Below are 15,413 nucleotides of genomic sequence, written 5' to 3' on the forward strand. Positions count from 1 at the left end.
GGTGAGAAGCAATGGAATTTGAAACGGTGATTGGACTCGAGGTCCACGTTGAATTAAAAACAAACTCAAAAATCTTTTCAAGCAGCCCAAACCATTTTGGCGCAGAGCCGAATACCAATACAACGGTTATTGACCTCGGATATCCAGGGGTATTACCTGTTGTAAACAAAAAAGCGGTTGACTATGCCATGAAGGCTTGTATGGCATTGAATTGTGAAGTCGCAACGGAAACGAAGTTTGACCGGAAGAATTATTTTTATCCAGACAATCCTAAAGCTTATCAGATTTCCCAATTTGATAAACCCATTGGCGAGCATGGCTGGATTGAAATTGAAGTAAACGGTGAAAAAAAGAAAATTGGTATCACCCGCATTCATATGGAAGAGGATGCAGGAAAATTAACCCACGGAAATGGCTATTCCTTAGTTGATTACAATCGACAAGGAACACCGTTAGTGGAAATCGTTTCTGAGCCAGATATCCGCACTCCTGATGAAGCATATGCCTATCTTGAAAAATTAAAATCAATTATTCAATACACAGGAGTTTCCGATTGTAAAATGGAGGAAGGTTCGCTTCGTTGTGATGCCAATATCTCGCTTCGACCAGTAGGTCAAAAAGAGTTTGGTACAAAGACAGAGTTGAAAAACCTAAACTCATTTAACTTTGTTCGTAAGGGGCTAGAGTATGAGGTAAAGCGTCAAGCTGAGGTTCTACGTGCAGGTGGTGTCATCGAGCAGGAAACACGCCGGTTTGATGAAGCAACAAATACAACCATCCTAATGCGTGTAAAAGAAGGCTCTGATGACTATCGTTATTTCCCTGAGCCTGATCTAACCGACCTTTATATTGATGAAGAGTGGAAGGCGCGTGTTCGTGCCGAAATCCCTGAACTTCCAGACGCTCGTAAAAAGCGTTATATTGAGGAACTTGGTTTGCCTGCATATGATGCAAATGTTCTAACCGTTACCAAGGAAATGTCTGATTTCTTTGAAGCAGTATGTGCAGCTGAAGCAGAGCCGAAACAAGCTTCAAACTGGGTGATGGGGGATGTTTCAGGTTACTTAAATGCAGAAGGCAAGGAACTGCATGAAGTACCATTAACACCTGAAGGGTTAGCTGGAATGATCAAGTTGATTGCGAACGGTACCATTTCATCTAAAATTGCCAAAACCGTTTTTAAGGAATTAATTGAAAATGGCGGCGATGCGGAGAAAATTGTAAAAGAAAAAGGACTTGTTCAGATTTCTGATGAAGGCGAATTAACAAAAATCATCAACGAAATCATCGATGCCAACCCAAAACCATTAGAGGACTTTAAGAGTGGCAACGAAAAGGCGAAGGGCTTCTTTGTTGGCCAAATTATGAAAGCGACAAAAGGTCAAGCCAACCCACCACTTGTCAATAAGCTATTGGTACAAGAGTTAAATAAAAGGTAAAAGAAACAGGCTGGCTAAAATTAACGGGTTCTGTTTTGAAGTACAAAATAGGAATGAACATTGCTTTTCGTATAGTAATTCGTACCAAAATTAAAAAGCAATTTGGCAAGTGAATCAGAAAAGAAAAATGCTTGGAGACATATGATATGCTCCAAGCATTTTTTATCTTAAGATAAGCACCGGTTAGTTAGCGATCTCCGAATCTTGAAGAATTTCCAGCATATAAGCCACTAAATAAGGGGAGAAATTCCTCTTATTATGGAAATAGCACGAAAAATAGAGTAAATAGAGGGAAAGATTCCCTCTATTTGATTGAAAACCATGAAAATGGCCCATCTTTCTTTGCCTTAACGGTAAAAATTCCCCTTATATCCCTCGAACCTAGCCTTATTCTGAAGGTTAACGGTAAAAACTCCCCTTATTCAAATAATCAGAGGATCCAAAGAAGGATCCGGCGCTTTCCAAACCCGTCAATTGGAGCGGAAGGCAAGAAAACCTTCAATTAGATTAGAATTTCAAGTTCAAATTGAATGATAATGATTATCAACATCTAAAATGATTACTAAATTGTAATAATTATTGTCTATTACAAAATGCTGTGTTAAAATAAACCTACTAAAGCTTGTTATTGTCACTTTGTTGTGGTGATATCATTTTATTAATATAAAAATCAAAAGAAGTTAAACAATAATGATTCTCAATTAAAAATATTTAAATGAGAATATTGGGCGGTTTAGAACAGGTAAAGGAGGAATCTTCGTGCTCGCAGAAACGAAATCATTACATCAACCAACAGAAGTAGATGCGAATAGGTTTGAAAAAGTGAAACCACATCTTGAATTGATTGCTGCACTCTTAAGTGGGGTGTTAATTTTCATAGGCTGGCTTCTGTCGAAATACGACCTTGGAACGGCATCTGTTATGGTCTATGTGGCGGCTTATTTCATCGGCGGATTTGCAAAAGCAAAAGAAGGTATTGAAGATACAATCGCTAACAAAGAATTGAACGTGGAAATGCTGATGATTTTTGCGGCAATCGGGTCAGCAATTATCGGCTATTGGACAGAGGGTGCCATCTTGATTTTTATCTTCGCCTTGAGTGGTGCTCTTGAAACGTATACGATGAATAAAAGTCACAAAGAAATTTCCGCTTTAATGGATCTACAGCCAGAGGAAGCATTGCGAGTTAAAAATGGAATAGAAGAAGTTGTCCCTGTTGCTGCTTTAACTGTTGGGGACCACATTTTAGTTAAACCTGGTGAAAGAGTTCCTTCAGATGGAAAAATTATTGAAGGGCATACAAATTTAGATGAAGCCGCGATTACGGGAGAATCCATCCCGGTTAGTAAATCCCTGAATGATGAGGTTTTTGCTGGAACCGTAAATTTGCGAGGGTCAATTACCGTAGAAATTACCAAACCTAACCATGAGACTTTATTTCAGAAAATCATCAATCTTGTGCAAACGGCCCAAAGTGCAAAATCACCTTCCCAACAATTTATCGAGCGCTTTGAAGGGAAGTACGTTAAAACAGTGTTGGTAGTCGTTGGGTTAATGATGTTTGTTCCGCACTTTGCGCTTGGTTGGAGTTGGCAAGAAACATTTTACCGTGCAATGATTTTACTAGTAGTTGCATCTCCATGTGCACTAGTAGCTTCGATTATGCCAGCCACGTTATCAGCCATTTCCAATGGAGCACGTCATGGAATTTTATTTAAAGGCGGAATGCATCTTGAGAATCTCGGAAACTTAAAAGCTATTGCTTTTGATAAAACCGGTACATTAACCAAGGGGAAACCTGAAGTAACGGATGTGGTTGTAAGAGAAGATTTAACTGAGGAAGAATTGCTTCAGCGCGTGGGTTCCATTGAAAAATTTTCAAATCATCCTCTCGCTTCGGCGATCGTGAGCTTTGCAAACGCAAAAGGTAGCGTGCTGATCAAACCTGAAAATATGCAGGATGTTGCCGGTTTTGGAGTTCAGGCAAGTTTTGATGGTGTTGAGTGGAAGGTTGGGAAAGCGGACTTTGTTGGTCGAAATGAAGCTGAGCAGTTCCAGAATGGAAAGGCTCTGACCTTTGCTGAGCAAGGCAAAACAGTTGTCTTTGCTAGAGATGAAAAAGGAATTGCTGGGGTACTTGCATTAAAGGATACTGTCCGTGAAGAGACGATTCGAGCGATTCAAGCCTTAAAGCAAGAGGGTATTCACACTGTTATGCTGACAGGTGATAGTAAAAAAACAGCGATAGCCATTGCTTCTGAGACCGGAATAGATATGCATATTGCTGAGTGTCTTCCTGAGACAAAGGTCGAGGAAATGAAAAAGTTAAAAGAAAGATTTGGAACTGTAGCAATGGTTGGGGATGGGATTAATGATGCTCCAGCGTTAGCGACAGCCTCAGTTGGGATTGCGATGGGTGAAGGAACAGATGTTGCCTTAGAAACAGCGGATATCGTATTAATGAAAAATGATTTGCCTAGAATTGCCGAGGCGGTTAAGCTCTCCAAGAAAATGAACAGAATCATCAAACAAAACATTATCTTCTCCATTACTGTCATAATGATTTTGATTGCTTCAAATTTTATGCAATCCTTGGCCTTGCCAATGGGAGTGATTGGGCATGAAGGAAGTACAATCTTAGTAATCTTGAATGGGCTAAGATTGTTACGATTATAGAATAGTAAACGGTGGCTATTAGCTGCCGTTTTCTATTTTTAAGTTGAGTATGTAGGTCGATAAACGTTGTCTTATCAAGATGATTTCAATCAAACGTTTGATTAGCGAGAATGAATGAAGAAATAGTAGGATAATAATTCAAATGCATTCTTCACAATAGGTAGGCTCGGAACCATGACTTTAAAGGCTAATGGTAATCCAATATACATAGAATATTGAAAAGAGAACAAGATTGAAAATTGCTAAATAGGCAACTTTTAGGATATGATGAAATGGATGAAAAGAATAGGGTCAAATAAAAAACAATTCATTTATTAGGATGATGGGATATGAAAAGAGCGAGAATTATATATAATCCTACATCGGGACGGGAAATCTTCAAGAAACATTTGCCTGAGGTTTTAATGCGGTTGGAACAAGCAGGTTACGAAACTTCCTGTCATGCTACTACTGGTGGAGGCGATGCTACCTATGCTGCCCGAGTAGCGGTAGAAAGACGATACGATTTAGTCATAGCTGCTGGAGGAGACGGAACGATTAGTGAAGTGGTCAATGGGCTTGCAGAACAAGAATACCGCCCTAGACTTGGGATTATCCCAACTGGGACAACCAATGACTTTGCCCGTGCCCTTCATATTCCGCGAGATATCGAGCAAGCTACAGATATTATTGTTAAAGGTGAGAGTATCCCGGTCGATGTTGGTCGAATGAATGATAGATATTTTATAAATATTGCCGGAGGCGGACGGATTACGGAATTAACGTATGATGTTCCCATAAAATTAAAAACAATGCTTGGCCAACTTGCCTATTATTTAAAAGGGGTCGAGATGTTGCCGTCGATTCGAGCAACAGAAGTGAGCATTGAATATGATGGGAAGTTGTATGAAGGGGAGACAATGTTATTCCTTATCGGCTTGACGAATTCAGTTGGCGGCTTTGAAAAGCTTGCACCGAATGCTTCGATTAATGATGGAATGTTTACGCTCCTCATTTTAAAGAAAACGAATCTTGCTGATTTTATCCGTATCGCAACGCTTGCCCTTCGAGGAGAACATCTCAATGATTCGAAAGTCATCTACACAAAGGCCAATCGAATTCGAGTGAACTCAAAAGATCGTGTTCAGATTAACTTAGATGGTGAATATGGTGGCGACATCCCCGCTGAATTTGAAAATCTTTACCGCCATATCGAAGTATATGTACCACTTGATCAGATTCGTCCGGAAGACCGACCGGAATCCCTGGAGGACATTGCAAAGGAAGAATAGCATGCGAGCCGCTCCTAATGGGTGCGGTTTTTTCTAATCAGCAAGTTATTAGCAGACTATTAAAAAGCGAAAGATAGGGGAAATTAAAAATTAAGGAGTAAAAAGGGAGTGGCTGATATGGGGAAGAAGGCATTGATCAATATCGATTACACATTTGACTTTGTTTCGGATGAAGGTGCGCTAACATGTGGCCAACCTGGTCAGGCTATTGAAGGGGAACTTGTTCGATTAACAGAAGCTTTCATCGAAGACGGAGATTATGTTGTCTTCGCAGTAGATGTACATGATGAAGGCGATCAGTTGCATCCCGAAACAAAACTTTATCCTCCTCATAACATTCGGGGAACAAAGGGTCGAGAATTATATGGAAGCCTAAAGGATTTATACGAGAACCATTATGATAAAGCTCATGTTCATTACTTAGATAAAACACGTTATTCGGCATTTGCGGGTACAGACTTGGAAATAAGGCTGCGTGAACGTGGGATTACAGAAATTCATCTTGTCGGTGTTTGCACCGATATTTGTGTCTTACATACGGCTGTTGATGCTTATAATCGGGGATTTAAGATTGTTGTCTATAAGGATGCCGTTGCATCGTTTAATCAGGATGGACATCAATGGGCATTGGGGCATTTTGAAAGTGCGATGGGGGCAATGGTAAAATAAGATTTTCAACTAGAATGGAAGCCGAAGTTGACGTGGAATCGGAGGAGTATTTATGGCTACGAAATATAATGATGATAGCTTTTTAATTCATACAGACTTATATCAAATTAATATGGTCGAAACTTACTGGCGGGATGGGATGCATAATCGCAAGGCAGTATTCGAACTATTTTTCCGAAAGCTTCCTTTTGGAAATGGATATGCCGTGTTTGCTGGTCTAGAGCGAATGATTGATATCGTAAAGGACTTTAAATTCAGTAATGATGACATCGAATACCTACGCACAGAAGGCGGTTTTCAAGAGGATTTCCTAGAGTATTTAAAGAACTTGCGGTTTACAGGAAATATTCGCTCGATGAAAGAAGGGGAAATTGTTTTTGCTGGAGAACCATTAGTGCGGGTGGAAGCACCTTTGGCAGAGGCCCAGCTGATTGAGACGGTACTTTTAAATATTGTAAATTACCAAACACTCATTGCGACCAAGGCATCGAGAATCAAACATGTGATTCCAGATGAGTCTGCCTTGGAATTTGGGTCGCGCCGAGCACAGGAGCTGGATGCCGCTGTATGGGGTGCGCGTGCGGCATATATTGCCGGCTTTGATGCTACAAGTAATGTTCGAGCTGGGAAGTTATTTGGGATTCCAATTTCAGGGACACATGCCCATTCCATGGTGCAAGCTTATCGTGATGAATATACAGCCTTCCATAAATACGCGGAGACTCACCGGGATTGTGTTTTTTTAGTTGATACATACAATACGCTCAGTTCAGGAGTTCCGAATGCCATCCGAGTTGCCAAGGAATTTGGGGATGAAATTAATTTTATCGGCATCCGTCTAGATAGTGGTGATTTGGCTTATTTATCAAAAGAAGCTAGAAGAATGTTAGATGAAGCAGGGTTTACAGAAACCAAGGTCGTAGCTTCGAGTGACCTTGATGAATACACCATCATGAACTTAAAAGCCCAGGCAGCCAAAATTGATGTTTGGGGTATCGGAACCAAGCTTATTACGGCATTTGAACAGCCAGCACTTGGAGCTGTCTATAAGGTTGTCTCGATTGAAGACGAGCATGGGCAAATGAACGATACAATTAAAATTTCCTCCAATCCGGAAAAGGTGACGACTCCCGGTTTGAAAAAGGTATATCGAATCATTAATGGAACAAATGGAATGTCTGAGGGCGATTATATTGCCATGGAAGATGAAAACCCACAAAAGGAAGTACGTCTAAAGATGTTCCATCCAACCCATACGTATATTAGCAAATTTGTTACTGACTTCGAGGCAATAGATCTTCATCATGATATCTTTGTCGAAGGGAAGCTGGTTTATGATCTGCCTTCCTTAGAAGCAATAAAAAATTACTCTAAGGATTCGCTTGGATTGCTTTGGGACGAATACCAGCGCTCCTTGAATCCAGAAGAATACCCTGTCGACCTGAGTGAAAAATGCTGGGAAAATAAAATGCACAACATTGAAGAAGTTAGGAAGAAGGTCAAGGCGTTAAAAGGGAATAAGTGATAACGGCGGTTTTATATAAAGTCCTCATGACTTAAGTTCATGGGGGCTTTTATTTTGTCTCAAGGACAATATTCACTTCGTTGTTTCTGGTATTGTCCTTTAGGAGGGGTTTCAAGGACAAAACTGAGCCGAAGCCCCCCTTATTTGTCCTTGAGAGGGGGTTTCAAGGACAAAAATCAGCCAAAGCATCACTTTTTTGTCCTTGAGAGGGGGCTTCAAGGACAAAACTGAGCCGAAGCCCCCGTTTTATCCTAGAAACTGACTCTAAATTAGGCACCGCTTATCAGGAAAACTAGTATTGAATCCATTAGGACCTCTTCAAACATGATAGAGAATTGCTAAAGCTATCCCCACCCCATAGTGATTAAAGCTATTCCATGTTAGAATAAAGCAGTAAAAACTTATAGTATCTCCTCATCCTAATCTCCCCCAAAAAGAAAGGAGCCTATCATTTTGTTAGAAAAAGCTCGTGAATTACTACAAACCTATTTTGGTTATCCTTCCTTCCGTATCGGTCAAGAACAGGCTATTTCATCCGTACTCCAAGGGAACAATACGGTCTGTGTCATGCCTACCGGTGGCGGAAAATCAATTGTCTATCAAATTCCAGCACTCATACTACCAGGAACAACACTAGTGGTCTCGCCGCTCATTTCCCTCATGAAAGATCAGGTTGATACACTACATCAATTAGGAATCCCTGCTGCTTTTATCAATAGCTCGCTTAGTCCCCAGGAGGCTGCTGCAACAATGGAGGAGGCTGTACACGGTGGATACAAGCTACTCTATGTTGCCCCGGAGCGGCTAGAGTCTTACGAATTTCAGGAAATGCTAAATAGCATCCAAATACCACTTGTTGCCGTGGATGAAGCGCATTGTATATCCCAATGGGGACATGATTTCCGCCCAAGCTACTTGCAGATTGCCCGTTTGATGGACAAGCTTCAAGATAATACGGTTGTGCTTGCTTTAACAGCAACAGCGACACCAAGGGTTAGGGAAGATATTTGTGATTCACTAGCCATTGATTCTGCGAATTCAGTTTTGACTGGGTTTGAACGAGAAAACCTATCCTTTTCCGTGATTAAAGGGCAGGACCGATTAGCTTTTTTAAAGGATTATGTTAAAAAGAACCATAATGAAGCGGGTATTATTTATGCGGCGACTAGGAAAACCGTTGACCAGTTATACGAATGGCTCAAGAAAGAAGGCATAGATGCTGTACGCTATCATGCGGGGATGCGGGATGTTGATAGAGCTAGTGAACAAGAACGATTTCTTAAAGACCAGGCAGATGTTATGGTTGCCACTTCTGCCTTTGGGATGGGAATCGACAAGTCCAATATACGATATGTAGTACATTACCAAATGCCAAAGAACATGGAAAGCTATTATCAAGAAGCTGGTCGTGCAGGTCGGGATGGTTTGCAAAGTGAATGTACGATGCTTTATTCGCCGCAGGACGTGCAGATTCAACGGTTTTTAATTGATCAATCATCAGAGCAGGGGAGAATGTCACAGGAGCTGGAGAAGCTGCAGCAGATGGCAGATTACTGTCATACGGAGAGCTGTCTTCAAGCCTATATTCTCGAATACTTTGGCGAAGAAGAGGCAGAACCTTGTGGGCGTTGTGGAAATTGCACGGACACCCGTACCAGCGTTGAAGTAACAAAGGAAGCCCAAATGGTATTAAGCTGTATTATTCGTATGGGACAAAAATTTGGGAAAGCGATAACGGCTGCCGTGCTAACGGGCTCACGAAATAAAAAAGTACTGGATCTTGGGTTTAACAAGCTTAGCACTTATGGAATTTTAAAAGAGCACAGTGCTAAACAGGTTACAGAGCTCATTGAATTTTTAATTTCTACCAATCTAATTGGCGTTGAACATGGCGCGTATCCAACCATTTATGTTGCTCCGGCGGGCAAGGAGGTCCTTACGGGCAAACAGCAGGTTTTCCGGAAGGAAGCCGTTCAGATTAAACAGGTCTCAAATGATGACCCATTATTTGAAGAGCTTCGCCAATTACGTAAGTCTGTTGCGGAAGCAGAACATGTCCCACCATTTGTGATTTTCTCTGATTCCTCACTAAAGGATATGTGTGCTCGTTTGCCACAGACGGAAGAAGAGTTTTTGCAAGTCAGTGGTGTTGGTCAACACAAGTTGGAGAAATATGGAGAAACCTTTATTCAAGCGATTGTTGAATACGCAGAGGCAAATCCGGACAGGGAAAAAGTGCTTATTACAGCCACTCCTTCAGTTAAGCCAGCCAAACCAGCTAAAAAAGCCATGAATAACTCTCACTTAGAAACGTATAAGCTTCATCAAGAGGGCCTAACGGTTGGTGAAATCGCAGCAAAACGAGAATTAGCTGTGAGCACAATGGAAAATCATCTAATCCAATGCATACAAAATGGAATGGATATGGATTTCTCCCTGCTTATTCCAGATGAATTTCTTGCTGATTTAGAGAAGGCTGTTTCAGAAGCAGGGCGTGAAAGGTTAAAACCTATTAAAGAATTACTACCAGATGAAGTCAGCTATTTTATGATAAAAGTATTTTTGTATCGATTAAGAAAACAGGAAAAGGCTATCGTAGAATAATCGGGAGTTGAGCGCATTTCGCAATCTAGGCGCGACTGTGTTAAAATCTTCCTTAGCCAAATCTCTGAAAAGGAAGATCATATGAGCAAAACATTGCCAGTTCAAAAAAACGATTATATAGATGTAGAATTTGAGGATTTAACACATGACGGTGCAGGAGTCGCCAAGGTAGACGGATATCCAATATTCGTACAAGGCGGACTGCCGGGCGAAAAGGCCCAGATTAAAGTGATTAAAGTAAACAAAGGCTATGGCATTGGCCGACTAATTCAGCTTTTAGAACGAAGCTATTTTAGAGTGGAAATCGAAAAAGAAGAGAGTCACAAATTTGGTGGCTGTCAGCTTCAGCATATCAGCTATGAAGGGCAGCTGAAGTTCAAGGAAAACCAAGTTCGTCAAGTACTGACGCGAATTGGAAAGCTTGAAGATGTGACCGTACATCCTGTGCTAGGAATGGAGCATCCATGGCAATATCGTAATAAAGCTCAAGTTCCTGTTGGAGAAAAAGACGGGAAGTTGATTTCTGGTTTCTTTAAACCACGCAGTCATGAGATTGTAGATACGAATGAAAGTTTAATTCAGCTGGCGGAAGTGAACGAAGCGATTCAGGCTGTGAAGGAAATTTGTAGTGAGCTAGGTGTCAAAGCGTACAATGAGGAAACCCATAAGGGCGACCTCCGCCATATCATGGCTCGTTATGCGAAGCAAACTGGTGAGTTAATGGTTGTGATCATCACAAGAACAGCGGACCTTCCCTCTAAAAATAAGCTCCTTGAGAAAATTGTAGCTCGTCTACCAAAGGTGAAATCAATTGTCCATAATGTTAATTCAAAAAAAACAAATGTCATTATGGGTGACAAAACGAAGGTCCTTTGGGGCAATGAAGTCATCTACGATTATATCGGTGATGTAAAATTTGCAATTTCGGCTTTGAGCTTTTACCAGGTTAACCCTGATCAGACAAAAGTGCTCTATGATAAAGCTTTAGAATACGCGGGCTTAAATGGTGATGAAACTGTGCTGGATGCCTATTGTGGAATCGGTACGATTTCGTTGTTTCTCGCTCAAAAAGCCAAAAAGGTGTTTGGAGTCGAAATCGTCCCTGAAGCGATTGAGGATGCAAAGCGAAATGCGGAACTTAATGCGATTACCAATGCTGAATTTGCTGTTGGTAAAGCGGAAGAGGTTATCCCAAAATGGTACGAACAAGGTGTTAGAGCCGATGTCCTTGTCGTTGATCCGCCACGTAAAGGCTGTGACGAAGCCTTGCTACAAACCATCATCGAAATGCAACCTAAAAAAGTCGTCTACGTTAGCTGTAACCCAGCGACACTCGCAAGAGACCTCCGTATTCTAGAAGACGGTGGATACAAGACACTAGAAGTACAGCCTGTGGATATGTTCCCGCAGACAACACATGTGGAGTGTGTGGCAAAGCTTATTTTAAATTAATTCGTTACATTATTTGGTCCAGGAAAACTATCCTGGGCCTTTTTAATTTGATATTTCTTGGGGTGTTAGATTACATCTACTCTGGATAGTTTACTGACGAACGGTAATTCTAAAAAAAGATAGCAAACGGAAAGGGGTGTAAAAATGTCGGAACCAAGTGCTACTACAGAAAACCAATTCATTCATAGGTCAAAAATCTGGCAAGTTGGCTTTTTTTCACTCAATAATGCAGCGACAAACCTATATTTCTTTTTAATTGGCTTAGTTTCTTATTATGCAACAGGCATTGCTGGGCTGGCGGTTGTCGTTGTGAGTACCATTTTGACGGCGTTAAGGATTTTTGATGGAATTACAGACCCTATTATAGGGTTTATTATTGATCGTACAAATACAAGGTTTGGGAAATTTAGACCTTTTATGGTGTTAGGAAATAGTATTCTTGCTGTTTCCACAATCATTATGTTTATGGTAACCCATCATGTGCCAGAGGGTTTGCGTTTGATGTTCTTTATCGGAATGTATGCAATCCATATTATTGGATATACGTTCCAGGCAGTTTGTACAAGGGCAGCCCAAACAGTGTTAACCAATGACCCTAAGCAACGTCCGCTTTTTTCAGCCTTTGATGCAACTTTTACAACCCTCATTTTTGTTGGTGGGCAAGTCGTGCTTGCTTCATATCTAGTTCCGAAATATGGAGGGCAGTTTTCTGAAGCTTTATTTACTGAGTTAGTAACGTATGGAGTAACAATAGGGGCTATTTTTACGATTCTAGCTGTTATTGGTATTTGGAAGAAAGACCGACTTGAGTACTTTGGTTTTGCAGAAAAGTCGGTGAAGACCAAGTTTAGTGATTATTGGCCGGTGATTAAAAGAAACCGACCGCTCCAAATGCTCGTCATTGCAGCATCGACGGACAAGCTTGCTAATAGTGTCTTAAGGCAACCCGCAGTCCCCGTCATGTTTTTTGGAATCTTGATAGGGAATTATGCATTGAGTGGAACAATCCAAATGATTACCATCCTTCCAACTTTGCTGATAACATACATAGGAATTGGGATTGCAAGGAAAGCTGGCATGAAAAGGATTTTTGTGTATGGGACTTGGGCGGCGCTTCTTTGTTTCGCTGGTGTCCTAGGCTTGCTGATGATTATTGATCCCGCAACCATTTCTCTTATTAATATGGGCTTGAATACATTTCTTTTTTTAGCTTTATATGGATTAGGAATGGGGTTTGCCGGGTTAACTGGGAATATGGTCATTCCGATGATTGCTGATACTTCAGATTATGAAACTCATATTACAGGTAGGTATGTACCGGGGATGATTAGTACCATCTTTTCTTTCGTTGATAAACTAATATCTTCTCTAGCAACAACCATTGTTGGGTTCTTATTAGCATCCATTGGGTTTAGAGAAGTTTTCCCACAAGTAGGGGATGAGATGACATCCTCTCTACTAATAATGACCTTGGTTTTCCAATTTGGGTTTCCAATGTTCGGTTGGGTGGCGTCACTTTTAGCGATGAAATTTTACGAATTGAATGGCAAGAGGATGAATGAGATACAAGACGAAATTGCGGGTGTTAAAAAAATACTTGTGGCTAAGAATCAGATTACGATTCCTGAACCTGAATGATTTCAATAAAACAGTCTTTTCTAGTGATAAAGATAAGTGCAAAAAAATTGGAGGTCGGGCGTTATGGTCCCGACCTCTCGCTCATTCTATTTTAATCATTCTTCTTTATTGGAACAAAGTTTAGAATTTCCTTTGTCTCAAAGCTGTCGATAAGTCTATCCTGCCAATCGTAATAATCCATTCTATCTTTTAGTTTATTAACATCTTTAAGTGCTTGTTCACGGATGTCTTCGGAGGTTTCTGGGTCAGCAATCAGTTCTTGTAATTTGTTTAGAGATTTTCCCATGGCGCTGCTATTCGTCGTAATCGCGGTTCGCCATTTGATTGTAAAGTAATCAAAAAAGCACTGGTACCAATCTTCTTTGATTGTATATAGATCCTTTCTTTCACCCTTTACCCATACCTTTTCTACCATATTTAAGTCAAGTAAGCTTCTGACTGAATTACTCATACTTGTTTTACTCATCCCGAGTTCTTCTTTCATTTCATCTAGTGTCAGTGGTTTATCTGAAAAGAAAAGGAGTCCATATAACCGTCCAGCAGAGGGCGTGATTCCGTAAAGGTGCATATTCTGTGCAATTGCATCTATAACAATCTTTCGTGATCTATCTAATGATTCATTATCCTCCAATTATTTCACATCCTTCATATAGAGTTGCTAATTGATTAATTAAAGTCTAGATTACATATTCATCCAACAAAAGTAAAGTTCTTACCTACCATGGATAAAGGAGCATATGGGAGGATTTATAAGGGATCCCTTTATATAATATGTACAGTTTTTACTGTATGTATTATATGACCAATTATAGCAGAATACACTGTTTGAATTAAAATAAGTGGTTAGTCTATAATTAAGGAAGTCCACAGCGGCAAATTAAATGAGGTGAAAAAATGGAAGAAAGCCATATAAAGATAAAGGTCAGTGATGTTACCAAGATTTTTGGAAAATCATCTAAGAAGGCCTTGCAGTTAATCAAAGAAGGAAAATCAAAGGAACAAATTCTAAAGGAAACAGGTTCAACGGTTGGTGTTAATCGAGCATCCTTTGAAGTGAAGTCTGGAGAAATATTCGTAATTATGGGTTTATCCGGGAGTGGTAAATCTACCTTAGTACGCTTGCTTAATCGTTTGATTGAACCAACAATCGGTCAGGTTCAAATTGATGGCAAAGACGTAGTGAAGATGAATAAGGAAGAATTAAGGGAAGTTAGAAGAAAGAAAGTAAGTATGGTCTTTCAAAAGTTTGCCCTATTTCCTCATCGAACAGTGCTTGAGAACACTGAGTATGGTTTAGAGATTCAGGGTGTTGAAAAGGCTGATAGGAGTAAAAAAGCATTAGAAGCATTAGAACTAGTGGGACTTAAGGGTTATGAAAATCAATACCCTAGTCAACTAAGTGGTGGTATGCAGCAACGTGTGGGACTAGCGCGAGCACTGGCAAATGATCCTGATGTTCTTTTAATGGATGAGGCTTTTAGCGCATTGGATCCATTAATTCGCAAAGATATGCAGGATGAGTTGCTAGAGTTACAATCCAATATGGAGAAAACAATTGTCTTTATTACTCATGACTTAGATGAAGCCCTTCGTATTGGGGACAGAATTGCCTTGATGAAGGATGGAAACATTGTCCAAGTAGGAACACCTGAAGAAATCCTAATGCATCCTTCAAATGAATATGTTGAGAGATTCGTAGAGGACGTAGACCTTTCGAAGGTACTAACTGCCGGGCATGTTTTGAAGCGTGCTGAGACGGTTCAAGTTGATAAGGGCCCACGTGTGGCACTTAAATTAATGAAGAATTTAGGAATCTCATCTATATATGTAGTGGATAAACAGCAAAAGCTTCTTGGTGCCATTACCGCTAAAGATGCTTCAAGTGCTGCAGAAAAAAATCAACCATTAAATGCTATCTTAGAAAAAGATTTCAATGTGGTTGGAACAGATACTTTATTAATCGACTTATTTGATAAAGTATCATCGGCAACTATACCTGTTGCGGTGACAGACGAAAAAAATCGATTAAAAGGTATTCTAATTAAAGGCGCGGTTATCGGTGCTCTTACGGGTAACGAGCAATATATAAATGAGGTTGCGCTGCCTGAAGCAGCAGTAGCTAAGGAGGTGATGTAAGAT

Annotated in this window: 10 protein-coding genes; 9 read left to right on the forward strand and 1 reads right to left on the reverse strand. The window is 40.4% G+C overall.

What is annotated here, in order from left to right:
- Positions 1 to 11: 11 nt before the first annotated feature.
- The 8 genes from gatB (at position 12) to LG336_RS01590 (ending at position 13,274) form a co-directional block, all read left to right on the forward strand.
- Entirely contained in the window at positions 12 to 1,439 is a 1,428-nt protein-coding gene (gene gatB / locus LG336_RS01555) for an Asp-tRNA(Asn)/Glu-tRNA(Gln) amidotransferase subunit GatB (protein WP_404330827.1), read from the forward strand.
- A gap of 759 nt (positions 1,440 to 2,198) precedes the next feature.
- Positions 2,199 to 4,115: a heavy metal translocating P-type ATPase gene (locus LG336_RS01560; protein ID WP_404330828.1), complete on the forward strand. Its 1,917-nt coding sequence runs from the start codon at positions 2,199 to 2,201 to the stop codon at positions 4,113 to 4,115.
- Between the two features lie 329 nt (positions 4,116 to 4,444).
- Positions 4,445 to 5,386 (forward strand): diacylglycerol kinase, encoded by a 942-nt coding sequence (locus LG336_RS01565; protein ID WP_404330829.1) that lies wholly within the window; start codon positions 4,445 to 4,447, stop codon positions 5,384 to 5,386.
- Between the two features lie 117 nt (positions 5,387 to 5,503).
- The gene (locus LG336_RS01570) at positions 5,504 to 6,055 is read left to right on the forward strand and encodes a cysteine hydrolase family protein (RefSeq protein WP_404330830.1); all 552 of its coding nucleotides are present in this window, start codon (positions 5,504 to 5,506) and stop codon (positions 6,053 to 6,055) included.
- Between the two features lie 52 nt (positions 6,056 to 6,107).
- Positions 6,108 to 7,580: a nicotinate phosphoribosyltransferase gene (locus tag LG336_RS01575; RefSeq protein WP_404330831.1), complete on the forward strand. Its 1,473-nt coding sequence runs from the start codon at positions 6,108 to 6,110 to the stop codon at positions 7,578 to 7,580.
- A gap of 453 nt (positions 7,581 to 8,033) precedes the next feature.
- Positions 8,034 to 10,184 carry a DNA helicase RecQ gene (recQ, locus tag LG336_RS01580; RefSeq protein WP_404330832.1) on the forward strand — a complete coding sequence of 717 codons (2,151 nt, stop codon included), beginning with the start codon at positions 8,034 to 8,036 and terminating at the stop codon, positions 10,182 to 10,184.
- Between the two features lie 81 nt (positions 10,185 to 10,265).
- Positions 10,266 to 11,636, forward strand: a complete 1,371-nt coding sequence (gene rlmD / locus LG336_RS01585) for a 23S rRNA (uracil(1939)-C(5))-methyltransferase RlmD (protein WP_404330833.1) — start codon at positions 10,266 to 10,268, stop codon at positions 11,634 to 11,636.
- 144 nt (positions 11,637 to 11,780) lie between these two features.
- Positions 11,781 to 13,274: an MFS transporter gene (locus tag LG336_RS01590; RefSeq protein ID WP_404330834.1), complete on the forward strand. Its 1,494-nt coding sequence runs from the start codon at positions 11,781 to 11,783 to the stop codon at positions 13,272 to 13,274.
- A 91-nt stretch (positions 13,275 to 13,365) separates the two neighbouring features.
- On the opposite strand, the gene LG336_RS01595 is transcribed toward LG336_RS01590, so the two are convergent.
- Entirely contained in the window at positions 13,366 to 13,905 is a 540-nt protein-coding gene (locus tag LG336_RS01595) for a GbsR/MarR family transcriptional regulator (protein WP_404330835.1), read from the reverse strand.
- 263 nt (positions 13,906 to 14,168) lie between these two features.
- Between LG336_RS01595 and proV the strand changes: the two genes are divergently transcribed.
- Positions 14,169 to 15,410, forward strand: a complete 1,242-nt coding sequence (gene proV / locus LG336_RS01600) for a glycine betaine/L-proline ABC transporter ATP-binding protein ProV (RefSeq protein WP_404330836.1) — start codon at positions 14,169 to 14,171, stop codon at positions 15,408 to 15,410.
- Positions 15,411 to 15,413 lie beyond the last annotated feature (3 nt).

It is taken from the genome of Mesobacillus maritimus (assembly GCF_044803185.1).
GTDB lineage: Bacteria > Bacillota > Bacilli > Bacillales > Cytobacillaceae > Mesobacillus_B > Mesobacillus_B maritimus_B.

Excerpts from the sequence above, each read along its gene's own strand:
- gatB (WP_404330827.1), top strand. The coding sequence starts at position 12 with ATGGAATTTGAAACGGTGATTGGACTCGAGGTCCACGTTGAATTAAAA.
- LG336_RS01565 (WP_404330829.1), top strand. The coding sequence starts at position 4,445 with ATGAAAAGAGCGAGAATTATATATAATCCTACATCGGGACGGGAAATC.
- LG336_RS01570 (WP_404330830.1), top strand. The coding sequence starts at position 5,504 with ATGGGGAAGAAGGCATTGATCAATATCGATTACACATTTGACTTTGTT.
- LG336_RS01575 (WP_404330831.1), top strand. The coding sequence starts at position 6,108 with ATGGCTACGAAATATAATGATGATAGCTTTTTAATTCATACAGACTTA.
- rlmD (WP_404330833.1), top strand. The coding sequence starts at position 10,266 with ATGAGCAAAACATTGCCAGTTCAAAAAAACGATTATATAGATGTAGAA.
- LG336_RS01590 (WP_404330834.1), top strand. The coding sequence starts at position 11,781 with ATGTCGGAACCAAGTGCTACTACAGAAAACCAATTCATTCATAGGTCA.
- proV (WP_404330836.1), top strand. The coding sequence starts at position 14,169 with ATGGAAGAAAGCCATATAAAGATAAAGGTCAGTGATGTTACCAAGATT.